23 protein-coding genes are annotated in these 20,567 nt (G+C 61.0%); 9 read left to right on the top strand and 14 right to left on the bottom strand.

What is annotated here, in order from left to right; translation table 11 throughout:
* Positions 1-109: 109 nt before the first annotated feature.
* A complete protein-coding gene (locus tag AB0O58_RS13130) occupies positions 110-709 on the bottom strand; it encodes a hypothetical protein (protein WP_052061427.1) in 600 nt (199 codons plus the stop codon).
* Positions 706-1,506: a MerR family transcriptional regulator gene (locus tag AB0O58_RS13125; protein ID WP_366238261.1), complete on the bottom strand. Its 801-nt coding sequence runs from the start codon at positions 1,504-1,506 to the stop codon at positions 706-708. Before AB0O58_RS13125 ends, AB0O58_RS13130 begins: the two co-directional genes overlap by 4 nt.
* Before the next feature lie 101 nt (positions 1,507-1,607).
* On the opposite strand from AB0O58_RS13125, the gene AB0O58_RS13120 reads away from it, so the two are divergent.
* Complete coding sequence (locus AB0O58_RS13120; RefSeq protein ID WP_032399988.1) at positions 1,608-2,516, top strand: diguanylate cyclase; 909 nt, start codon at positions 1,608-1,610, stop codon at positions 2,514-2,516.
* A gap of 6 nt (positions 2,517-2,522) precedes the next feature.
* Here AB0O58_RS13120 and AB0O58_RS13115 read toward each other — a convergent pair whose 3' ends face one another.
* From AB0O58_RS13115 to AB0O58_RS13100, 4 genes are all read right to left on the bottom strand, one after another.
* The gene (locus AB0O58_RS13115) at positions 2,523-3,119 is read right to left on the bottom strand and encodes a CHAP domain-containing protein (protein ID WP_032382827.1); all 597 of its coding nucleotides are present in this window, start codon (positions 3,117-3,119) and stop codon (positions 2,523-2,525) included.
* 1,705 nt (positions 3,120-4,824) lie between these two features.
* The gene (locus tag AB0O58_RS13110) at positions 4,825-6,222 is read right to left on the bottom strand and encodes a phage major capsid protein (protein ID WP_366238260.1); all 1,398 of its coding nucleotides are present in this window, start codon (positions 6,220-6,222) and stop codon (positions 4,825-4,827) included.
* Positions 6,222-6,839 (bottom strand): HK97 family phage prohead protease, encoded by a 618-nt coding sequence (locus AB0O58_RS13105; protein WP_366238259.1) that lies wholly within the window; start codon positions 6,837-6,839, stop codon positions 6,222-6,224. Before AB0O58_RS13105 ends, AB0O58_RS13110 begins: the two co-directional genes overlap by 1 nt.
* A 743-nt stretch (positions 6,840-7,582) precedes the next feature.
* Positions 7,583-7,768: an ArsR family transcriptional regulator gene (locus AB0O58_RS13100; protein WP_366238274.1), complete on the bottom strand. Its 186-nt coding sequence runs from the start codon at positions 7,766-7,768 to the stop codon at positions 7,583-7,585.
* 72 nt (positions 7,769-7,840) lie between these two features.
* Between AB0O58_RS13100 and AB0O58_RS13095 the strand changes: the two genes are divergently transcribed.
* Positions 7,841-7,975, top strand: coding sequence for a hypothetical protein (locus AB0O58_RS13095; RefSeq protein ID WP_366238258.1), 135 nt, complete (start codon positions 7,841-7,843; stop codon positions 7,973-7,975).
* 69 nt (positions 7,976-8,044) lie between these two features.
* On the opposite strand, the gene AB0O58_RS13090 is transcribed toward AB0O58_RS13095, so the two are convergent.
* The 3 genes from AB0O58_RS13090 to AB0O58_RS13080 all read right to left on the bottom strand — a co-directional run bounded on the left by AB0O58_RS13090 (position 8,045) and on the right by AB0O58_RS13080 (position 9,492).
* Positions 8,045-8,524: a hypothetical protein gene (locus AB0O58_RS13090; RefSeq protein ID WP_366238257.1), complete on the bottom strand. Its 480-nt coding sequence runs from the start codon at positions 8,522-8,524 to the stop codon at positions 8,045-8,047.
* A 71-nt stretch (positions 8,525-8,595) separates the two neighbouring features.
* Positions 8,596-9,273: a hypothetical protein gene (locus AB0O58_RS13085; protein ID WP_366238256.1), complete on the bottom strand. Its 678-nt coding sequence runs from the start codon at positions 9,271-9,273 to the stop codon at positions 8,596-8,598.
* A gap of 18 nt (positions 9,274-9,291) precedes the next feature.
* Positions 9,292-9,492, bottom strand: a complete 201-nt coding sequence (locus AB0O58_RS13080; RefSeq protein WP_366238255.1) for a hypothetical protein — start codon at positions 9,490-9,492, stop codon at positions 9,292-9,294.
* A 618-nt stretch (positions 9,493-10,110) separates the two neighbouring features.
* Here AB0O58_RS13080 and AB0O58_RS13075 point away from each other — a divergent pair.
* Positions 10,111-10,932, top strand: coding sequence for a hypothetical protein (locus AB0O58_RS13075; RefSeq protein ID WP_366238254.1), 822 nt, complete (start codon positions 10,111-10,113; stop codon positions 10,930-10,932).
* A gap of 13 nt (positions 10,933-10,945) precedes the next feature.
* On the opposite strand, the gene AB0O58_RS13070 is transcribed toward AB0O58_RS13075, so the two are convergent.
* Positions 10,946-12,409, bottom strand: a complete 1,464-nt coding sequence (locus AB0O58_RS13070; RefSeq protein ID WP_366238253.1) for a recombinase family protein — start codon at positions 12,407-12,409, stop codon at positions 10,946-10,948.
* A gap of 62 nt (positions 12,410-12,471) precedes the next feature.
* On the opposite strand from AB0O58_RS13070, the gene AB0O58_RS13065 reads away from it, so the two are divergent.
* The gene (locus AB0O58_RS13065) at positions 12,472-13,161 is read left to right on the top strand and encodes an NAD-dependent deacylase (protein ID WP_366238252.1); all 690 of its coding nucleotides are present in this window, start codon (positions 12,472-12,474) and stop codon (positions 13,159-13,161) included.
* A 57-nt stretch (positions 13,162-13,218) separates the two neighbouring features.
* Positions 13,219-13,503 carry a hypothetical protein gene (locus AB0O58_RS13060; RefSeq protein WP_032399990.1) on the top strand — a complete coding sequence of 95 codons (285 nt, stop codon included), beginning with the start codon at positions 13,219-13,221 and terminating at the stop codon, positions 13,501-13,503.
* Positions 13,504-13,519: 16 nt separating this feature from the next.
* On the opposite strand, the gene AB0O58_RS13055 is transcribed toward AB0O58_RS13060, so the two are convergent.
* From AB0O58_RS13055 to AB0O58_RS13045, 3 genes are read right to left on the bottom strand one after another with little or no spacing between them, the layout of a single operon-like run.
* Positions 13,520-14,587 (bottom strand): ABC transporter permease, encoded by a 1,068-nt coding sequence (locus AB0O58_RS13055; RefSeq protein ID WP_366238251.1) that lies wholly within the window; start codon positions 14,585-14,587, stop codon positions 13,520-13,522.
* Positions 14,587-15,444, bottom strand: a complete 858-nt coding sequence (locus AB0O58_RS13050) for an ABC transporter ATP-binding protein (RefSeq protein WP_032399991.1) — start codon at positions 15,442-15,444, stop codon at positions 14,587-14,589. Before AB0O58_RS13050 ends, AB0O58_RS13055 begins: the two co-directional genes overlap by 1 nt.
* Positions 15,441-15,842 (bottom strand): GntR family transcriptional regulator, encoded by a 402-nt coding sequence (locus AB0O58_RS13045; RefSeq protein ID WP_027497311.1) that lies wholly within the window; start codon positions 15,840-15,842, stop codon positions 15,441-15,443. The genes AB0O58_RS13050 and AB0O58_RS13045 overlap by 4 nt, the downstream gene beginning before the upstream one ends.
* Before the next feature lie 87 nt (positions 15,843-15,929).
* Between AB0O58_RS13045 and AB0O58_RS13040 the strand changes: the two genes are divergently transcribed.
* The 3 genes from AB0O58_RS13040 (at position 15,930) to AB0O58_RS13030 (ending at position 18,865) form a co-directional block, all read left to right on the top strand.
* The gene (locus AB0O58_RS13040; RefSeq protein ID WP_155288449.1) at positions 15,930-16,097 is read left to right on the top strand and encodes a hypothetical protein; all 168 of its coding nucleotides are present in this window, start codon (positions 15,930-15,932) and stop codon (positions 16,095-16,097) included.
* 64 nt (positions 16,098-16,161) lie between these two features.
* Positions 16,162-18,465 carry an accessory Sec system translocase SecA2 gene (gene secA2, locus AB0O58_RS13035; protein WP_032399992.1) on the top strand — a complete coding sequence of 768 codons (2,304 nt, stop codon included), beginning with the start codon at positions 16,162-16,164 and terminating at the stop codon, positions 18,463-18,465.
* Positions 18,458-18,865: an META domain-containing protein gene (locus AB0O58_RS13030; protein WP_366238250.1), complete on the top strand. Its 408-nt coding sequence runs from the start codon at positions 18,458-18,460 to the stop codon at positions 18,863-18,865. The genes secA2 and AB0O58_RS13030 overlap by 8 nt, the downstream gene beginning before the upstream one ends.
* Here AB0O58_RS13030 and AB0O58_RS13025 read toward each other — a convergent pair.
* A complete protein-coding gene (locus AB0O58_RS13025; RefSeq protein WP_027497309.1) occupies positions 18,852-19,448 on the bottom strand; it encodes a TetR/AcrR family transcriptional regulator C-terminal domain-containing protein in 597 nt (198 codons plus the stop codon). The genes AB0O58_RS13030 and AB0O58_RS13025 overlap by 14 nt on opposite strands.
* Before the next feature lie 125 nt (positions 19,449-19,573).
* Between AB0O58_RS13025 and bioB the strand changes: the two genes are divergently transcribed.
* Positions 19,574-20,566 carry a biotin synthase BioB gene (gene bioB / locus AB0O58_RS13020; RefSeq protein WP_027497308.1) on the top strand — a complete coding sequence of 331 codons (993 nt, stop codon included), beginning with the start codon at positions 19,574-19,576 and terminating at the stop codon, positions 20,564-20,566.
* The last annotated feature ends 1 nt before the right edge of the window (position 20,567 follow it).

Below are 20,567 nucleotides of genomic sequence, written 5' to 3'. Positions count from 1 at the left end.
TACGTGTACGCGCGGTGACGCACTCCTCGGAGTCCGTACTGCGGTGCCGGTCCCAGCTCGTCGCCGGTTTCTCACAGCGTGGTCTCACCGGTCCCGCAGCAGTTCGGGTTCACATGCCACCGTCGGCCGGAACCGAGGACAACGCGGCGACCAGGGCCACGGGATCGTCCACGTACAGGCCGATGGACGTCGCGGTGCCCTCGACCCGCCACCGACGTAGGGGTGCGGGTACGACGACTGTGGTGCGGGTCGACAACGTGATGTCGACGTTCGTGCCGTCCTGGTTCGGTAACACGGCTCGGTCGTCGCGGACAGTGGGAGCCACCACGCCGAACCGGCGATGGAGTCGGGCCGAGACGATCGTCGATCTCTCCACCGTGGTGACGACCTCGCCGGAGGTGCGCAGGACGAGTGCTTCGGGCGTGAGGACATGGGGGTGCACCCGGCCGACGGCTAAAGCCGACACCAGCAGAACGATCGATACGACCGAGAGCGCACCGAGCACGATATCGAGCCACAACCACGGAACCAGGAGATGCACGACGACGATCTCGACGACCGAGGCCACACCGAACATCAACGGCATCGAACCCGTTCCGCGCACCGCGGTGAACTCGGCAGAGTCGGCCCCGATCGGAGCGTGGCGGCCGCGTGCCCACAACAGCAGTGCGTGCCATCTGCCGACCTGGGCACCCCGATCCGGGGTCACTGTGAGGTTCCTGCCGGATGCGCACCGTCGAGCAGACGAGTTGTGGTGCGGAGGACGACGGCGCGTTGGGCCGCGTCGGGAACGATGTCCTCGATGTCGAGCAACCCGGTCGAGTCGCTACCGAGCGCAGCGGACTCGGGCGCCTGAGCGAAGGACTCGACATCGAGTACGGACACCAACTCGTCGGCCAACGCGTCGATGTCGTGCTCGGATTCGGCGACGCTTCGGCCCTCGAGGGCACCGAAGCGTCGTAGCAACACCAGGTATTTCCGACGTAGGTCGTGATCGTCGAGCGCGGCGGACATCGTCTCGAAGAATGCCGCCGGGACGCGGCCCGAAATTGCCATCACTTCGAGTAGATCGCGTTCGCGGATCAGCGCGGGCCGGTCCCGTTCGTCCGCTGCATCGAGCAAGGACCCGAACGTCGCGGCAACATCTCGTGGGAGCGCGGTCAGAGCACGCCGTTCGACAGCGTCGTCGAGCAACGCCGACAAGCGACTGTGCTTGTGTGCCAATGCCGTCTGCTCGGTCTCGATGCCGGCCAGCAAGGCTCGCAGGTCCCCGACCACGTCGGGCTCGTCCGTCGCTTTTCCGTCGAGCACTGCCGCTATCGCGCCCAGCGGCATTCCGCACTCGGCCAACCATCGGATTCGCATCAGCCGAACGACGTCGTCGATCGTGTACTCGCGGTAGCCGTTGGACAGCCGCCGAGGCTCGGAGAGCAAGCCGAGTCGGTGGTAGTGGCGCACCGTCCGCGGGGTCGTTCCGGCGGCATCGGCGAGGGATCCGATTCTCATGCGTCCAGTGTGAACGTTGACGTAGCGTCAAGGTCAAGACCGATCGCCGGATACTGTTCGGGTCCCCACGACGGCGTATCGTCGGTGTGTCGTGTGAATCGATGTGGCTCGCACCGTTCGAGGAAGTGAACCGGACAATCATGGTCGACGCCGATCGCTGGTATCGGGAGATGTTCGAGGCCAGCACGGTCGGAATGGCACTCGCCGACGAACACGGGCTGCTGTTACTCGCGAACGAGGCGTATGCGGCAATCGTGGGGTGCCCCAGGGATCTACTGTGGGGCCGATCCTCCCGTGAATTCACCCACCCCGACGACCTGGACCAACACGCGGCGATGGAACAGATGATGGACGACGCCGAGGCCCGTGGTGAATCCGTACACGTCGAGAAGCGATACCTGCATCCCGACGGCACAGTGCGGTGGGGTTGGGTGTCGGCCAGCGAGGTCCCCGGCCCGGACGGCCGACGATGGACCATGGCGGTGGTCCACGACGTCACCGACCGGCGGCGGTTGGAGGACGACCTACGGGAGGCTGCGCTGACCGATCCCTTGACCGGGCTGCTCAATCGGCGCGGTTGGCGAGATCGGTTGTCTCAGTTGACGACTCCGCGCGGATTCGACGTGTCGCTGGCCATGGCGATGATCGATTTCGATCGCTTCAAGTCGTTCAACGACAAATACGGACACGGCCGCGGCGATCGCCTGTTGGTCCAGTTCTCCACTGCTGCAATGCAGTTGCTTGCAGGGCGAGCGTATGTCGCCAGATGGGGCGGGGAGGAATTCGCCATCGCGATGCCCGATACCGGGTCGACGACGATGGCAACCGTGCTGACCGAACTCGCAGCCGTCGTCCCGGACGAGCAGACATTTTCCGCCGGTTACACGACATTGCGTCCGGGGGAATCGCTCTACGACTGTTTCGACCGAGCAGACCTGTTGCTGTACAGAGCGAAGAGAGACGGAGGGGCGCGATCACTCGGCGACCGTTCCAGCACCCCGTCGCAATGACGGCCCTCAGGATGCCAATCGGCCGAATCCGACTACACCCGAGTCGGATTCGTAATTCAGAGTGTGAATCCTGATCTTGCCGGCTTCGTTCCCGCCCACGGTGACGGCCTCGCTGCCGTCGACAGCCACGATGACGTTGGTGTGTTGGCCGACCCAACTGCTGTTGTCGTACAACACCACATCACCCACCGACGGCGTGTAGTTGCCGACGGTCTCGAACCGTCCCTGTTGCTGGTAGTACTCCTGCAGCGTGTAGACGCCGGGAATGCGCCACGAACCCGAGTTGGGATTCGACAACGGCATGCCCGCTTCCTTCATGATCCAGCTGACGAAGTCGGCGCACCAGGCCTCGTCCACGCCCTCTGCATAGAAGGTTCCCGGACGCTGCTTCTCGTGCTCGACTCGCAGCAGGTCCACCACACGTGCCTGGTCGACGGTCAACTCGGCGCTGTTCACCTCGGGGAACGATTCGGTGTCCCACGGTAGATAGCGACTCGGGGCGAGCCACAGAACACCGACGGCCACCACCACGACCACAGCGGTGACCGCTGCGGTCCACAGGGGCCAGCGTCGCCGCGTGCGGGTATCGGTGTCGATGCTCATGCCCACACGGTAGCGCGTGAGCGAACACCGGTTGGCACAATAGCTGTGTGACCCATTCGCACGAGCAGACGGTCGACGCCGTTCCACAACCCATCGTGGACGCCGCACGAGCGGCATCGCGCATCGTCGTTCTGACCGGGGCCGGCATGTCGGCCGAAGCTGAGATTCAAAACCGGACTTCTACTCAAAACTGTTGAGGCGCAGCCAGATAAGGCTGAAATCGGCTCTCAAAAATTCGCGACGTGCCTCTCGTCATCTCGGGCGTGTCGGCGCAACGCGATGAGTGACCCAGGTCACAACGGCCTGTAGGGCGGCAGTGCCGACGCAGTTCGTACGATTGGGGCATGGAATATGACCAAGAAACGAATGAGGCTTGTTCACAATGCGGGAAGCCGCTTATGTATCGGCCAGCGCCCGTAATTCGTCAGCCTATGAATCGAGGTGGAAATACCTACGGACCAGGTGCTCGATGGATATGCTCGACAATACCGAAATGCGATAGCCCAATAAAGCCCACATAAACCAGCCGAAGTATTTATTCAGAGTTTATCGGCGGGCACTGAATTGTTTATCAGGGAAATTGTTTGGGGTGCTCTGGTGGCGGGTCGTTCGAGGTAGGGGTTTTCGTGACTCTCATAAGCCTCTGACCAGGCGTTTTACGGCCTCACATCAGGGAATTTTGACACATAGAGAGAAAACGGGCCGACTCCGGGGTCGCTTAGGTGCCTAATAAAAGCGTGAATGCAGTCCCCCCCTACCCTTTTCCGGTACCTATTCCTATTCCAACCTCGGCCTACCTCTCAGCGTGCATGAATAAAGAATCGAGCGAGTGCGAATACGTGCAAGGCATTTGTTTATAACTACCTTTGTCGGCGAGCATTCACGGGGTTAGCGTAAGTGGGATAATTGGTGCGCAGTCCATTCGGACAGAGGCTTAGCAATGGGATTCCTCAAGGGTCGTTTCTGCATTTCGATATTGACGACAGCAAGGATTAGAAGACGAAAGTCAACGTCAATTGCAGATCGAACGAACTGTGCATCTATCGACTGAATGGACACACCAATCGAGGCAGGCTAGGCAGGCAGGGCAGGCACGCTATCCACTATGGGTACGGCACACCACGATAGCGCTATTCGGTAGATGCACAACGTTATTCATCTGTTGATCGAAGCAAGCAAAGCAACAGATTCATTGAGTGATGACAGCAATCACGTTGTTGCACATCGAGGTCGAAGTAACGCACTGGTCGTGGTCGAGGTATCGCACTGGTCGTGGTGGCTATCGGACTGGTGGTGTCGAGCGCGTTCGGTAGTCGTTGCGATACAACCGAATTGACCAACACGCTATGTTGCTCGAACAAGGCACATCGTGATTGCTGGTGTCTCACTGCGCTTCTCACGGGCTCAGGCTGTCGTCTGGCATGGCTGGCTAGGCAGGGGTGCAGTCGTGTCTCAGCGTGGCAATGGGAGGGTGTTTTGGACACAATAATGCCCTCGCTTGCTACGGGCGAAGAGGCGAGGCGAATCACCTGTAAACCGTAGGGCGAGGGCATCTGTGATCGAGTAGCTAGTTCGACCGGACGAACTCGGCGTCGATAGTGTGAGCGGCTACGCTCCGAATATCCGAGATCGGTTGTCTGGGTTACGAATCCAGACGCTTTGAACTGTACTGCATTTCCAAACGATGCGCGGGTTCATCGAATGACTATGCGGTGGTAGCGATGTTCAGCGCTCGAAATCCGTTGCTGTTGACAACATCTCCACCGACACGGGTGTATATGACCGCGCCGCGCTGTCCCGTGGGACGACGGTTCGTGCCGAACAACTGCGGGATGATCTCCAGCGTCGTACCGATCCGGTTGACCACGACGTAGTTCGACCAGTCGCCGTAAATCAGGACGATGTTGTTCGTATCGGTCACGGCCGGATTGAATCCGTCGAGGGTGCTCATCTCGTTGAACTCGCGACCCAGCAGAACGCCGTTGGCAAGCTCGGGAAACACCGTCGCGCCGTTGGCTGTCTCGAACTGTCGAACACGCCCGATAGTCGAGAGGTTGCCCGTCCACTGTGCGTTCGGCTGGAACCGGCTCGGAAGAGCGCCCTGGAGCGCGTACACGTCCGAAGCGGCCAGAGTCTCGGCTACGCCCGGTGTGACGATGTACGGCGCGCCTGCGGCCACGAGAGCGGTCACTACGCCCCTCGGCTGTCCGGTGCCGGTGCCTGTTGCGAACGCCGTAGCGGTGAGCTGTTCGATACCGTCCACGAGCAATGTCCGAAGCTCATCGAGCAGCGCGGTCGAATCCTGTTCGACCTCCCAGCTGTAGGGGATGAACGCATCGGCCTTGTGTACCGGGATGACCGGGTTTGCGATCGTCGGAGACGCGTCGGCCATCTCGGTAGCCTCGGGAGTCCACTCAGCGGTTACACCCGCACTCGACACACCCCGCCACGCCTGACCGGTGATCGTGACGCTCTTCGCGATAGCGCGGATCGGGTTCACGCTGCCGCCACTGGTCAGGATGATGTGCGGATCGAGCGAGAGGGGAACGAGGTAGCCACCCTGCGAGCCGGTGCCCTCATTCATGGCACGAGAGAAGGTCTGCGCGGAACGGAATGCGTCTGCCTCGGCGTTGGTGAACTCACGATGACCGCCGACAGGATCGCGGTACAGCTTGACGAACGCGCTGCGGTACTCGGGATCACCGGCGATCCGTGCATACCGGGTTGCAGTGCTGCCCTCATCCCCGCGCATCAAGCTTTCGACGGTTCCGGCCTCGGCCTCGGTGATCACCTTGCGCTTCACATCGGCGTCGAGGTTGCGGAGAACGATGTCGCGCTCGGTGTTGCCTCGGGTGGCCGTGGTGACCGGCGAGGTGTGTTCGATCGCGCCGGAATCAGCCAGGTTGCGCATTGCTTCGATACGACGTTCGCCCGTGGCAATCTCGGCCTTGACGACATCGAGTCGTTCTGCGGCGTCATCGAAACGAACGGTCTCGGCCTCATCGAGGTCCCGAGCTTCTTCCTTCGCGGCCTGGAACAGCTGCCGCATTTCGCCTTCGAGCGCGGTCTGTTCGGCGCGCAATTCCTGAAGTGTCTTCTTCATCAAAGTAGTCCTGCCATTCTCATTCGCTTTTCAGCGAGATTCAGTGTGAGGGTTTTGTTTTCGTTGCGGACTCCGACCTTGGTACTTGCGTACGCGGGGAACACAACAGGGCCAGCTTCGGCTAGCGCAATCTCTTTGATCGTCCTCGTAAGTTGAGTATTCGAGTCGAGCAGCGTCGAAACTCGTTCGGGCGAAACACGATTGCCCTTGGCGTCACGCCACTCTTCCTGGATGACTCGGAATTTGATTGACATGCCCGAAATAGCCTGACTCGCAATAGCTTGCCGGATTGGCAGAACTAGGTCGTTGTCGTGCAACCGAGCACGTACGTACAGACCTTCGCGAGTCTCGCGCAATTCCTCGAACACCCCGATAGGCACCGACCCAGTACGGGAATCGCGACCGTGATCGAATTGCATCACCGGGCGGCGTTCGGTCAGAGACTTCTTGAACGCGCCGAACGCAATTCGCTCGGAGTAGTGACCCAGGTAGTCGCGAATCTTTGTCGGAACGTCGAATACTGCGGCCAGTCCTTCGAGGGTCAACCCATCGTCGGTGGTGTCAGTGGCTCGAAATTCGAGATTGCGTTCGATCATCGGTTTTGTGTTGCGTGGCATAGTCATTCACCTTCACTTACTCGGGGTGCATCAGGGAGAAGAGCGCGCAATGCGGCCCTTAACAATCCCGTGGCGATTCGAGTGGATACCATGCGCAGGTGCATGTTCCGGCTCAATCCCGGCGTGAATGGCAGGTGAGCTAGTGGCTCGGCCTACGGGATACACAGTACGGCAATAATTTTGGTCGTGCTGTTGGATCTTTCGATTTCGGCTATTCGCTCCACTCCTCGGGCACCGTTTCCGGCATCGTCGTGTCGAAAGTCATTGCGTCGACTTCGGTTTGAGTGTCATCGACTAACCATGCGTGTTCGATCCACGCGAAGTCCTCGCCGTTGCATGTTGCGATGACGTAGCGACCCTCACGGCGCACGGAAACACCAGGATTCGCTGCGAACCGAGCCTGGATCGTCGGGTCCAGTCGGTCGTATGCATCGGCTAGGACTTGACCTAGTTAGATCGTCAAAATATCCACGTGATCCTCCTGTGCTTCGCGTTGCTTGCGCTCTCTACGTTCTCGTCGGCTCTCGCTCATTCGGTATTCCCCTCGGTTCGAACAACTTTGACGTGAACGACGTGCGTTGGTATGAGCGCCAGATCGGCTATGAGCGCGGCTAACGCCCTGACGACAGCGGTGGTCGGCATCTCGGGGTGTTCGCGTCGAATCTCGAATAGCAAGTCGGTCAGGTCGATTTCACCCTGGTTGATGATCCTCAGGATGGTCTCCTGTAGGCAAGGGTGCTCGATCATCGCGACGTGTAGACAGCGCCTGACCGCTCTACGAGTCGACACCGCGACAGGATTCGCAGGTGGTCATCGATAGCGTCTGGCAGTTTGCCGGTGCGCTGGTGTATCTGCTCGGGAGTCATCGGCCCGTACTCTCGGAGCGCGTCGAGTGTCGTTCTGATCTGCGACAGTTCGTGATCTGTCATCATGCCTTGTCCTTTAGTTCTGGGTGTACTCTGGCGAGAGTTGTTTCCCCGCTCTGCTATTGGAGGATTGCTATGAGCGCTCCTGTAATCGACCGTCCCGTCCGTCCGTTCCCGAAGATCGAGGGTGTCCGGTTCTACGCGAAAGGCGAGAGGTTCACCGTCGATCCCGAGACCAGTCGTCGCGAGCGGGTTGTCTTCTCGATCTAGTTGCCTCGCAGTAAAAGCCGTCTGTATTCAACGCAGGCGGCTTTTTTCTGTTTCCGGCTACTGGGTGACCTAATACCACGGTTCATCGGGCAGCGTGCCGCTGAGGTTGGCGGAAATGGCTTCTGAGACAATACGCTTCGCGTCCATGACTGCACGGGCGAGCATTTCGTATTCCTCGGGTAGCGCTAGGTCGTCGTGATCCTTCTCGTCGTCATCGTCGTAGTCGTAGTCGAACCAGTCCAAATCGGCCTCGTCGGCTTTGAGCCATATCGAAGCGCCGTACGCATTCCCTCGAATCGACCGAATGATGCGCGGCTCGAACGTCTTCGGTATCAAGCTCGGCCTACCGAGTTGGTCTCGATACTGCTGTCCGAAGATCTCGTGCAACAACTGCGACAGCCAACCGCGAACGTTATCGGGGTGTGCCCAATCGTTCCCGTCCCCAGGCCACTTCCTGACAGCGCCAAACTCGTTCCATTCCGGTTGTACCTTCCAGTGAAAGCCGATGCTGTGCAACAAGTACACGTCTTCGCCGTCGTCGGTCTCCACGAATCTGTAGCGCGCCTCTGGTCTCCACGTCGATACCGATACGATCACTTCGCAGTTGTCATCGAAGAAAGTCATAGCTGCATCACTACTTTCGGCTCTCTTCGAGGTTTGCGCGGCTTCGGTGGTGCGCTGTCTGTAGGTTCGCTGTCGTCCTCTTGAGTCGGAGTGAGCGAGGGAGCGCCCCCAGGCGCGGAGTCGAGCGGAGCGACGACAATCTCTGTCCCAACCTCTAACTCTTCCCCAACCACTACGTTAGGTTGGGTTGAGTTAGGTTGAGTTATGTTGGGGTTACCTAGAGGGTTACCATCTCGGTCGTCATCTAGGTCACCTAGATCGTTGGCAGCACACCACTTCTCGTAGTCACCATTCTTGTGGCAGTTGTATCCGGGATGGTCCGCGCACGCGCTGTGGTTGTCGTGAATGTGCCTGTCCCAGTCCGCGCCATCCTTCTGTTTCTTGGTCACCCACTCGGCCGACTTCTGCCGCGTCCAGTCGATCTGCCAACCCTGATTTGTTTCTGTCGCCAGGCCGAACTTCACGAGCAACGCCATTGCTGCCTCGGGATCGGCGTGCATCGTCGCTCTGCGCAACGCGTTTCGCCGGATTACGCCGTTAGACTTCGCGCTCATCGAGAACACCATGAGTTCAAACAACACCAGCAGCGCAGATCGCGTCTCATCGTCGGCTTGCATGTCGAGCACCGCTTCTCGGTCAAAGAAGTCGGGGTCGATGATTGGCCCATATGCCATAGTCCCTAGCCGTTTCTGTTATCGCCGTGCAGCTTTGAGGATTTCGACCTCGCGCCGGTCGAGTAGCGTGCAGTGTGGCGTGATCGGGTAGCTCGTGAGTCGGCCCTCTCCGAGATAGATATTCAACGTGGTGAGCGTGACCGAAAGTATCTGCAAAGCCTCGGCTTTCGTCACAAGGCGCGGGTCGATGGGGTGTTCGATGGGTTCGATGTTGTACATAACCGGGTTGTCCGTTCGTAATCGCCGGGGTTGTCTCTCTAATGGACACGATACTGTTTTATTTTGGCGTCTGCGGAGACGTGCCTTTTTCCTGCTCAGCCGATTCCTTTGTGCGTCTGTAGAATCGAAGTCGCATTCATTCCCTAGCCGGTTTCGGATGCCGAAAACCCATCTGCCCGACAAACAATGCAGCGCGCCGCTCGCCCCGGTGTGAAGCCTCCTGGTCGGGCAGATGGGTTTTTTCATGTCTACGAGAGGAATTGCTTATGCCTAAGGGACATCCGAAAAGTGGCCGTCTTGCGCCGAAGAAGGGTCAGGCGTACGGCGGCGTTGGGAAATGCTCGTACGAGTCGGTCGAAGGCATCGGCTGTAGTCGAAGTGGCCCGTACTCGCTGCGGTTCGCAATGGGTGGCTACTGCCACGATCACGCGCTAGAGCTGATGGTGGAGCGCTCGAAAGAGCCGTCGCGGCAAGTTCGCAGAGTCGAGTCAGACCGGTATAGCGCGGAGTTCGGTTTAGGCCGCGCACCCGAGTACGCCTAACACCACTGTCTCAATTTGAGACGGTCTGCCGTACGTCTTCCTGCAATTTGTCCGGCGCAACCGTTACGGTGTCGCCATGTTGACAACGATTCTGCCCGGTCTACGTGATCTACGGACGCCCTTGGCGGCAGGCTACCTGTGGCTGCTTGCCTTGTTCCTGGTGGTTGTTGACTGGCTGCCTAGTGCGGGTGTTGATGATGCTGCCCTTTCTCAATTGATCAGGTGGGGTGGCTCTGTCGGTACTGCCACCTTGCTCGGGGTCCTGACCTTCGTTGCCTATCTTGTTGGTTCGGCTCTATGCGTGGAGGACACAGACATTGCGGGTAGGGAACCGAGTTTTTCTGCCTTGCCGAAGTTGCTTACTCACGGTGCTCGGTCGTCTGGTCCGTCTGAGGAAGTGCTGTTGCATTACGAGAATTTGATTCGAGACGAGCTGAATACGGCGGAGTCGCGCATTGGTATCGAGCGGGTCCTGTCTGCTCTTTCTGTGACACCTGATGCATTCAGAGAAGGGGGAGGTTACGACGCCCTGGTGAACGCTGCGAAGGCCAAGGTGGGTGCGGATCGATCGCTGATCGAAAATCGGCTTCACGTCGAGAAGTTGGCTCTGTGGGACGACTATGACAGGGAGTGCGCCGAAGGCCAGTTTCGACTGAGTGTTATTCCGCCGCTTTTTGTGATCATCGTTGGTGTGTTCATTCGATTCGTCATTGCGACAGGCTTCTCGCTGCAGCTGATCCCGGGTGTCGCCGCGTTGCTTCTCGCGCTGTATCTGATAACGGTGATCTTCGGTCGTGGGATCTACAGGTTAACCAAGGCATACGAGGTTCTTGTCATTGCAGTATGCATGGACCCCGACCGCTCGCCCTTTCTGGCGGACCTTCGCAGAATGCGTTGAGCCGCCTTCTGTCTCATTTGAGACGCTTCGGGTGTGACCAACTGGCATGGTGTCGCTGCCTCGCGACGACAGTCACTCCGTTCGGATCGAATACGTGAGTGCCGCCCTTGCCGACCGGTTGAATCGTCACAATCACGGCCGCACGGATCATGGCCCGGCGCTCGGTTACGTCGGCGGCTTTCCACGCTCCTGCGGCTCCTGCGGCCAGTTTCGCCAGTAGCGGGTTCGACGTACGTTCGGCGGCTGATCGGCGCTCCTGATCGATCTGGGGGAGTAGAGCGGCCTCGATACGTCCCAACGTCGCAGCGGTGAGTCGACCAGCGATGAACTCGGCCGTCGCGTCGTCTAGTTGTTGCTGTAGCTCGGCGGCTTTCGTCAGGTGGTGCTCGCTCGGAGAGTCCATGCCATCGGCCGCGCCGGTCTCGTCCATCAGGAACTCATCGGCCATCCTGTCGTCCATGATCCGCAGTAACTCGGACACGACGTGCTTATCGACCTCGGCCTGATTTCTGCCGACGTGACGATCGGGGCAGGCGTAGCGCGATGCGCGTTGGAGTTTCGCGTTCGGGGACATGCGAACCACGGGCTTACCGCACTTGCCGCACAACGCGATGTTGGTCAGCAGGTGCTTAACCTCGCTGCCGCGCTGCGTCTTGCGGCTCGGGTCGGTGAACGTCGCTACCAGGGCGCGGTGCTGTTGTTCCGTGATGATCGGAGGCCACACCGCTTTGACGGTTGTCGTCTGGCCCTGGTGCTGTCGTAGTCCGGCGATGGCGGGGCGCAACAACAATTGCCGAAGGGTGATCGATCGCCAGTCGTTGCCTTTGAACGTCTTTATGCCGCGCTGGTTCCAGTCCTTCACGATCGAATGCAACGATGCGCCCGCAAGGATGGCTGTAGCCGCTTCTTTCACGAGTGGCGCTGTGATCGGGTCGAGTGTCCACACCTTTTCGTGAGTCGTCGGGTCGATCGTCGGCATGAATCCGAATCCCAGTGCTCCGTTCGGTCGACCTCTTTCGGCATCGGCGCGCTTCGCCCTGAGAACACGTTCTCTCGTCTCGTCGGAGGACTTCGCGGCTATGGCTGATTCGAGGGTGCCTATGAACCGATCCTCAGATTTGCGGAAGTCGTAGTTTCGACTACCAGCTCGAAACAGGACGCTCCGCTCCTCGCAGAGTTCTTGCAGTGCAAGGTGTTCTTGCGTCTTACGACCGGCGCGGGAGAACTCCCAGACGACCAGCACCATTCCAGGCTTCAGGATTCGTGCTAGCGATTCATAACCCGGTCTATTGCGAGTTGCGTACCGAGATGCACTGATCGAATTGTCTTTTACGATCTCAACTACCTGCCAGCCTTCGTTGTCGCATGTCGTCTGGCATTCCGCTATCTGTTGTTCGACGCTTTTACCTCGGCCCGTCGTATCCCTCGAAACGCGAGCATAGATAACGGCTGTCAAAGCTTCTTCGGTTGTGTTCATTTCCGGTCCTCCTGGCCCTGGTGGTGCTCATGGAGGCAACGTTATCGGAAAGTCTGTTACAAATGTCGGCCGAATCCGGAATTGCAACGTTTCGCGACGACCGGACCGGTCTGTGGCAGGACTTCGATCCGAAGGACCTCGCCAGTCCCGAGGGCTGGCTCGCCGACAGCGACCTCGTGTGGGGTTGGTACCGGTGGCGTGCAGCATTGGTTCGTCGTTCCGAACCCAACGCCGGCCACCGCGCCGTCGCGCAATGGCAGCAGCATGCGCAGGTGGACATCGCCACGCAGAACGTCGACGATCTGCACGAACGAGCCGGATCCACAGTGCTCGCACACGTACACGGAAGCCTCTTCGAGCCGTACTGCAGCGAGTGTGGAGTGCGCGCGGAACTCGACGACACCGACATTCTGGACGACGGCATTCTGATCGACGCAGATCAGCGTGTTCCGCCGCCGGACTGTCCCCGGTGCGGCGGACTCATCCGTCCCGGGGCCGTGTGGTTCGGCGAATCGCTGCCCGAACAGGCGTGGGAAGCAGCCGAGAATGCTGTGCGCGCTGCAGATCTGGTGCTCGTGGTCGGTACGTCGGGCGTGGTGTACCCGTTCGCCGGACTGCCCGCCGTCGCACGCAGTGCGGGCGCAACGGTGGTCGAGATCAACCCGGTCGAGACCGAGGTATCCGACATGGCCGACCACCGATGGCGCACAACGGCCGCGGTGGGTCTGCCACTGCTGGTCGCACAATTGTGAACGGACGGGCGGCGCGCGAACTACCCTGATCACACCATCGACTTCGAGGAGGCCGAGATGGCGGAGTACTGGTTGCTCGTGTGCGCCCTCGCGTGTTCGTCCGTCGGTGCGTGGTGGGCAACCTCGGATCCGACATCTCGACGCGTTCGCCGAATCGAATTTCTCGCCTGGATCCTCGGCATCGTCGGCGCGGTCACCCTGGCCGATCAGCTGGGGGTGTCCAGGCCGTGGTCCACTGCTGCACTCGTAGTCGGAATCATGGTTCTGGTCCTCGGCCTCCCCGCCCTCGTGGCCACAGTGATCAGGAATCGGAAACCGCTCGGAATTCCAGCGCAGAGGTAGCTGCGGCAGACCTGCCCTAGGGACGCAGCCTGCGCAGCAGCAGGAGTGATACGCCCCCGAGAAGCCCGGCAACCACCAACGACAACGCCGACTCGATCGCCTGGAACCGCCAGAACGATCTGTCCTCGTGATAGCGCGTCTCGTAGGCCTCGGCACCCTGATCCCGAATGCACTGGATCTCGATGTTGCGACGTTCCACGCTCTTGCGGTCGGAATACTCCTCGTACTCGGCGACCGTCTCGAATTCGCTCAGATCCCTGTAGTTCTGGGTCCAATTGCAGTCCATCAAGTCGACGGGCACCGGACTGCCGTTGCTGTCGACGTAGTCGGCAGAGAATTCCCAACGTGGGAACAAACTGATCGAGTCGCCTGGTCTGTAGTAGTCCGGAGTGCCGCCGTACATGTCGTCGACCTTCTGCTCCACCGATACTCGGTCTGTCTGGGGAGTCGCATAGTGCTCGCGTAACTGCGTCGGCAGCAGTGCCAGGAATGCAGTCGACACGATGACGGTGGTGATCATCGCAGCGATCGTGTTCCGCATCGCAAGTGCGCATGCCGAACCGACCATCAATCCGACGGCCGTGTACGCGCCTGCGACGAATCCCGTGGCCCCGAAGATGGGAAAGTCCAACCGCGATACGCTCGACCCCGCGAAGGACATCGCGAAGGAATCGGGTGCAGTGTTGTACTTGGCTGCGAACAGCACGCATCCGAGCACCGTCATCGCCCCGACGATCGGTGTGAACACGACCAGAATGCGCACGCTGTACCAGCGGCGTCTGCTCACGGATTGAGTCAAACCGAGTACGTGGGTGCGACGTTCGAGATCGCGGGAGAAGACGGTCACCCCGACGAATGCCCCCAGGACGACGGGCAAGACGATCGTCGTGAGTATCGCTATAGTCTGCACGGTCCCGACGGTGCAGTCGGACGAACCGAAGGATCGACAACCCTGCAGATACGGAGACGGAATCACACCGCCGCCGATCACCGTGACGGCAATCGTGATCGCAGCCAACAGCAGTGGCGTCAACGCCCCGAACAGGATGGTCGCGCGAAATTGTCTCCAAGTCACCCAGATCATCAGGTGGTCTCCGTTCCGAGGTGGGCGAGTACGACGTCGTCGAGGGTGGCGTTCTCGACTGTCCACCCCGGTGGTGTCGTTGTCGGTTGTTTGCCCTGTACGACGAATGTTGTTGCCCCGGAACCGAACACCTCGGACACGATGGTGCCGTCCTCGACCGTCGGGTCGGCGTCGGAGCTGCCGACGAGAAGGTGGTGGTCGGCGGTGATGGCGTCGAGGTCCCCGTCGAGTCGCATTCGCCCACCGCGTAGTAGCAACAGCCGGTCGGCGACGTCGACGAGCTCGGACAGCACGTGTGAGGACAGCACGATCGTCGTACCGTTCTCGGCTGCATCGCGCATCAGGGTGCGTGCCACCGCCCTGCGAGCGACCGGATCGAGATCGGCAAGCGGCTCGTCGAGCAGCAGTACTTCGGGTCGACGCCCGAGTGCCAGTGCGAGGGCAATCCGCGTGCGGTGGCCGGGGGAGAGGGACTCGACCCGAGCGGAGGTGGCGATTCCTGCGGCGTCGACGATTTCCTTCGCGTACGCATCGTCCCAGTGCGAGTTCGTGTTTCGGCCGAATCGCAACAGTTCGGCGACGGTGAAGTGTGGGTAGAGGGGCTTGTGCTGCGCCAGATAGGACAGGCCGGGCGAGATTCCGCGTTGGGTCACGCTTTCGCCCAGAACCCGAATGGTTCCGCCGTCCGGTGTCAGCAGGCCGACCGCCAGCGACAGCAGCGTCGACTTTCCGGCACCGTTGGAGCCGACCAGCGCTGTGACGCTTCCTCTTTCGACTGCGAACGAGCATCCGTCGAGGACGGTCTTCCTGCGAAACGATTTGGCCACCTCGTCCATGGTGAGCACCGCGTCGGTCATGTTTCGTCTCTTTCGGTTCGGTCGAATTGCTTGTCGAGTGCGGCGGTGACGATGGCTTCGAGGTCAGGTCTGTCCAGTCCTGCGGCCGTGCAGTGTCGGATCCAGCGGTCGAGTTCGGTCTCGAGCGCCGATCGTTCGGCCATGCCAGGTTTTGCGAGCGAGGCGACGACGAACGTCCCGGAACCGGTTCGTGGTTGGACCAGCCCGTCGCGTTCGAGTTCTCGGTACGCCTTGAGGACGGTGTTGGGATTGATGGCCAGCGCCGTGACCACTTCTTTTGCTGTCGGCAGTCGGTCACCGACGGCGAGTGTTCCCAGTCGTAGGGCCTGTTTGGTCTGCAGTATCAGTTGGACATAGGTGGGAATGCCGGACTGACGATCGATACGGTAGGCGATCACCAGAAGCCTTTCACTAGTTGATTAGTGGAAGACGTTAATACGTACCCCTCGGTTTGTCCATGCTCTGTTCGGATCTCGATATTCGGAGTGGCGATCACCGCGTTGGCCGTGACGGCTGGGGGATGCGCCGCCATCTCCGACCCGCAGCAGACCCGAGACTTCTTCGCCCGGGGCCAGTCCTACTACCGCTCGCGCAGAATCGCAGTGGCTGTGCCGCTCGACATCGCAGTGACAACGCCGCTCGACGCGGGGTAGTGGGCAATCGGCACTCGGTACTGTGGGAAAGAAGATCACGTACTTTCTCGAGTAGGGATGACAGATGGCTGTGGGCTCCGACCGATTCTGGCGTGTACTCGGCCGCTCTGCGCAGAAGGCGCAGAGCGCGTCGCGTCGGCGCGTCGAGCAGGCCGGAGACCATGCGAGCTGGGCTTCGGGCTTGTCGGACGCCGATTTGGCCACCGAGGCCGCTGCGTTGCGGGCCCCGAGCGCGTCGAAACTCGACGTTCCGCGGTACCTGGCGTTGACGCGTGAGGCGAGCGACCGCACGCTCGGCATGCGACCGTTCGACGTACAACTTCTGGGAGCCGAGCGACTGCTCGCCGGTGACGTGGTGGAAATGGCGACCGGCGAAGGAAAGACGTTGTCCGGGGCCGTGGCTGCGGTGGGATACGTTCTGTCCGGTCGCAGGGTTCACGTCATCTCGGTCAACGACTTTCTCGCACAACGTGATGCGCGGTGGATGGCTCCGCTGTTCGAGGCTCTGGGTATCACTGTCGGTTCCATCGCCGAGTCGTCTTCCGCGCAGGAACGTCGTGATTCCTACGCGTGCGATATCACGTACGCGTCGGTCAACGAGGTCGGATTCGATGTACTCCGTGACCATTTGGTCGACGATCGTGCCGATCTGGTGTCGCCCGTCCCGGATGTCGCACTGATCGACGAGGCCGACTCGGTGTTGGTCGACGAAGCGTTGGTGCCGTTGGTGTTGGCCGGCTCGGTATCGGGTGACGTGTCGACCTCGACGGTGATGGACGCAGTCCGCCTGTTGGACAAGGGGATCGACTTCGACACCGATGCCGAAGGACGCAATGTGTTCCTCACGGACGAGGGCGCGCTTCGGCTCGAGAAGGAACTCGGCGGAATCGATCTCTACTCCGAGCAGCACGTCGGATCGACCCTCGTTGCGGTCAATGTCGCGCTGCACGCTCAGGTGCTGGTGCAACGCGATGTCGACTACATCGTGCGTGAGGGACGTGTTCAGCTGATCAACGCTTCCCGTGGCCGAGTGGCGGACCTGCAGCGTTGGCCGGACGGGTTACAGGCGGCCGTAGAGATCAAGGAGGGGCTCGAGCCCACCGAGACCGGTGAAATTCTCGACACGATCACGGTGCAGGCGCTGATCAACCGGTATGCCACCGTATGTGGAATGACCGGCACGGCAATGGCGGCGGGGGAGCAGCTGCGTACGTTCTACGGGCTCGGCGTCTCGGTCATCGAGCCGAACGTGCCGACGGTGCGGGTCGACGAGGTCGACCGGGTGTACGACACGGTCGAGCACAAGAATGCCGCAATTGCGCAGCAGGTCAAGGAAATTCACGAGACCGGGCAACCGGTACTCGTCGGAACGCACGATGTCGCGGAGTCGGAGACGCTGGCGGCGATCCTCGCGGAATCCGGTGTGGACGCCGTCGTACTCAACGCCAAGAACGACGCCGAGGAGGCCGCGGTCATCGCTGCCGCCGGAGTGCACGGCGCGGTCACCGTCTCGACGCAGATCGCCGGGCGCGGAACCGATATCAAGCTCGGGGGACCGGAGGGGACCGACCGCGACCGCATCGCCGAGTTGGGTGGGCTGTTCGTCGTCGGCACCGGCCGCCACACCACCGAGCGGCTCGACAATCAATTGCGAGGACGTGCGGGCAGGCAGGGCGACCCGGGCCGTTCGGTGTTCTTCGGCAGTTGGGAGGACGACGTCGTCAAGAACAACATCGGTGACAAGGACGCACCGAAAGGCATCGACGACAGCGGCCTGTTCACCTCTGCCGCGGCAGCCGATCGAGTCGATCATGCCCAGCGCATCGCCGAAGGACAGATGCTCGAAATACACTCGCGTACCTGGCGCTACAACCAACTGACGGCGCAGCATCGGGAGATTCTGGACCGTCGTAGGGCAGCGTTGCTGGACACCGGAGAGGCGTTGGCTCTGCTCGAGGAGCAGTCGCCGACGCGATCGAAGGAACTTCGCGAGAACGTGTCGGAGGAGACCCTCGTGGTGGTCGCCCGCCGAATCGTTCTTCACCACCTCGACCGCGCGTGGTCGGACTACCTAGCGCACCTGGCCGACGTGCGCGAGAGCATCCACCTCCGTGCCCTGGGTCGCGAGAATCCACTCGACGAGTACCACCGAATTGCGGTCGAGGCCTTCAAGACTGTCTCCGCCAAGGCCATGGATCTGTCCCACGCGACATTCGAGTCGGCCGAGATCACCTCCGACGGAATCGATCTCGACAATGCCGGTATGCGCCGACCGACATCGACGTGGACGTACATGGTGCACGACAACCCGTTTGCCTCCCGCGGAAATGCCGGTGCGGCCGGTCTGGGGCCGATCTTCGGTGGCTGACGCGCGCCGGGCACTGCTCGCTCTCGCCTGTGGCGTGAGCGTGTTGGCCTCGGGCTGCACCGATTCGTACGGGGAATTCCCGGCAGACAAGAATTACACCTCCGTCGATGCCGACGGTTCCTACACCCCGGTCTCGGGTACGACGATCCGGCTCGAGTTCGCCGACGACCGCATCTCGGCCGAAGCCGGATGCAACAGGTTGTTCGGCACCGTCGACACTTCGCTGGGGACGCTCACCGTCGATTCCCTGGGTGCCACGCGGATGGGGTGCCCGGCCGAGCTCATGGAGCAGGATCGGTGGCTGTCGGAGTTTCTGTCCTCGAAGCCGAAATGGTCCAGAGAAGACGACACGATGACTCTGGACAACGAACGCGACCGAATCGTGTTCACCGAATCCTGACGGAGCGTGGTTCGGACGCGGCGTGGCGCACGCCGTCCAGAAAGAGCCGGAGACCGAAGTCGAATTTGCTGGTGGGATCGGGGCGCTCGAACATCGGGGACGCGTCGGCGGTCAGCGCCCCGGCCGAGTCCATCTGGAGCCGAGCCTGTTCGTCCACGGTATGGCCGAGCACGTAGTACAGCAGCGTATCGGCGGTCAGTTCGGCGTCGACTCTGGGCAACCCGGCACGAATGCAGACCGCGGCGATGCGTTCACGGATGCGGTTGGTGGTGAGCCGCGAGGCGTAGGTCGAGGCGACCAGTTCGGCTCCGTCGCGCCGGGAGAGCAGCGCGTCGCGAAGTCGATGTGCGATCTGCGAGATCTGCGCGTCCCACAGTTCTTCCGTCGACGGTGCGTCGGCACCGGACAGTATGTGATCTGCGATCGCTCCCAGCAGCGTCTGCTTGTTGGGGAAGTGCCAATACAGCGCTCCGGGTTGGACGTGCAGTGAGGTCGCCAGGCGGCGCATGGTCAGATCCGCGAGGCCGTACTCGTCGAGAATGGCTATTGCACCGTCCAGGACGTCCTGCCTGCGTAGCTGCACTTCCTACCCCTGCCGTTCGACGCGGTGTTTCGCTTTGACAGTAGCCGAGTGCGGTGCCTAACGTGAACGCCGTTCAACTTGAACGGTGTTCAATTCCGAGACCGTTCGACGACGAGGGGACCGGTATGGACATATTGCGTACGGCGCGCCGGCAGGTGCTCGACAACGGCATCGCGCTCGATCGATCCCAGGTGCTCGAGGTACTCGAGCTCGGAGAGGACCGTCTCGAAGAGACGATGCAACTGGCGCACGAGGTTCGGATGCGGTGGTGCGGACCGGAAGTGGAGGTCGAGGGGATCGTCAGCCTCAAGACCGGAGGCTGCCCCGAGGACTGCCACTTCTGCTCGCAGTCGGGCCTGTTCGCCTCTCCGGTGCGGGCAGCCTGGCTCGATATTCCGTCGTTGGTCGAGGCGGCGAAACAAACCGCGAAGACCGGAGCCACGGAGTTCTGCATCGTGGCCGCAGTGCGGGGTCCGGACGCTCGACTGCTCGCGCAGGTCGCCGCGGGAATCGAGGCCATTCGCGGCGAGGTCGACATCGACATCGCTTGTTCGCTGGGCATGCTCGACCAGGATCAGGTCGACCAACTCGCCGCAATGGGTGTGCACCGCTACAACCACAACCTCGAGACCTCGCGGTCCTACTTTCCGAACGTGGTGACCACCCATACCTGGGAGGAACGCTGGAACACACTGCGGATGGTCCGCGAGGCCGGCATGGAGGTCTGTTGCGGAGGCATCCTCGGTATGGGCGAGACGCTGGAGCAGCGAGCCGAGTTCGCAGCCGATCTCGGCGCTCTCGAACCCGACGAGGTCCCCCTGAATTTCTTGAACCCACGTCCCGGAACGCCGTTCGGAGATCTGGACGTGCTGCCTGCATCGGATGCGTTGCGAGCCGTTGCCGCCTTCCGGCTGGCCCTGCCGCGGACGATTCTCCGATTCGCGGGCGGCCGCGAGATCACTCTCGGTGATCTCGGAGCTCAGCAGGGAATTCTGGGCGGCATCAACGCGATCATCGTCGGAAACTACTTGACGACGCTCGGTCGTCCCGCCGAGGAGGATCTCGATCTTCTCGGGGAACTGCAGATGCCGATCAAAGCGTTGAACTCGACGATCTGAT

It is taken from the genome of Rhodococcus sp. NPDC080181 (assembly GCF_040702225.1).
GTDB classification, from domain to species: domain Bacteria; phylum Actinomycetota; class Actinomycetes; order Mycobacteriales; family Mycobacteriaceae; genus Rhodococcoides; species Rhodococcoides fascians.
This window is presented reverse-complemented; position numbering and strand designations above follow the sequence as displayed.

Bases quoted from the DNA above. Each gene is read 5' to 3' on its own strand.
- AB0O58_RS13125 (WP_366238261.1), bottom strand. From the start codon at position 1,506: ATGAGAATCGGATCCCTCGCCGATGCCGCCGGAACGACCCCGCGGACG.
- AB0O58_RS13120 (WP_032399988.1), top strand. From the start codon at position 1,608: ATGTGGCTCGCACCGTTCGAGGAAGTGAACCGGACAATCATGGTCGAC.
- AB0O58_RS13115 (WP_032382827.1), bottom strand. From the start codon at position 3,119: ATGAGCATCGACACCGATACCCGCACGCGGCGACGCTGGCCCCTGTGG.
- AB0O58_RS13110 (WP_366238260.1), bottom strand. From the start codon at position 6,222: ATGAAGAAGACACTTCAGGAATTGCGCGCCGAACAGACCGCGCTCGAA.
- AB0O58_RS13105 (WP_366238259.1), bottom strand. From the start codon at position 6,839: ATGCCACGCAACACAAAACCGATGATCGAACGCAATCTCGAATTTCGA.
- AB0O58_RS13100 (WP_366238274.1), bottom strand. From the start codon at position 7,768: ATGACAGATCACGAACTGTCGCAGATCAGAACGACACTCGACGCGCTC.
- AB0O58_RS13095 (WP_366238258.1), top strand. From the start codon at position 7,841: ATGAGCGCTCCTGTAATCGACCGTCCCGTCCGTCCGTTCCCGAAGATC.
- AB0O58_RS13085 (WP_366238256.1), bottom strand. From the start codon at position 9,273: ATGGCATATGGGCCAATCATCGACCCCGACTTCTTTGACCGAGAAGCG.
- AB0O58_RS13080 (WP_366238255.1), bottom strand. From the start codon at position 9,492: ATGTACAACATCGAACCCATCGAACACCCCATCGACCCGCGCCTTGTG.
- AB0O58_RS13075 (WP_366238254.1), top strand. From the start codon at position 10,111: ATGTTGACAACGATTCTGCCCGGTCTACGTGATCTACGGACGCCCTTG.
- AB0O58_RS13070 (WP_366238253.1), bottom strand. From the start codon at position 12,409: ATGAACACAACCGAAGAAGCTTTGACAGCCGTTATCTATGCTCGCGTT.
- AB0O58_RS13065 (WP_366238252.1), top strand. From the start codon at position 12,472: ATGTCGGCCGAATCCGGAATTGCAACGTTTCGCGACGACCGGACCGGT.
- AB0O58_RS13060 (WP_032399990.1), top strand. From the start codon at position 13,219: ATGGCGGAGTACTGGTTGCTCGTGTGCGCCCTCGCGTGTTCGTCCGTC.
- AB0O58_RS13055 (WP_366238251.1), bottom strand. From the start codon at position 14,587: ATGATCTGGGTGACTTGGAGACAATTTCGCGCGACCATCCTGTTCGGG.
- AB0O58_RS13050 (WP_032399991.1), bottom strand. From the start codon at position 15,444: ATGACCGACGCGGTGCTCACCATGGACGAGGTGGCCAAATCGTTTCGC.
- secA2 (WP_032399992.1), top strand. From the start codon at position 16,162: ATGGCTGTGGGCTCCGACCGATTCTGGCGTGTACTCGGCCGCTCTGCG.
- bioB (WP_027497308.1), top strand. From the start codon at position 19,574: ATGGACATATTGCGTACGGCGCGCCGGCAGGTGCTCGACAACGGCATC.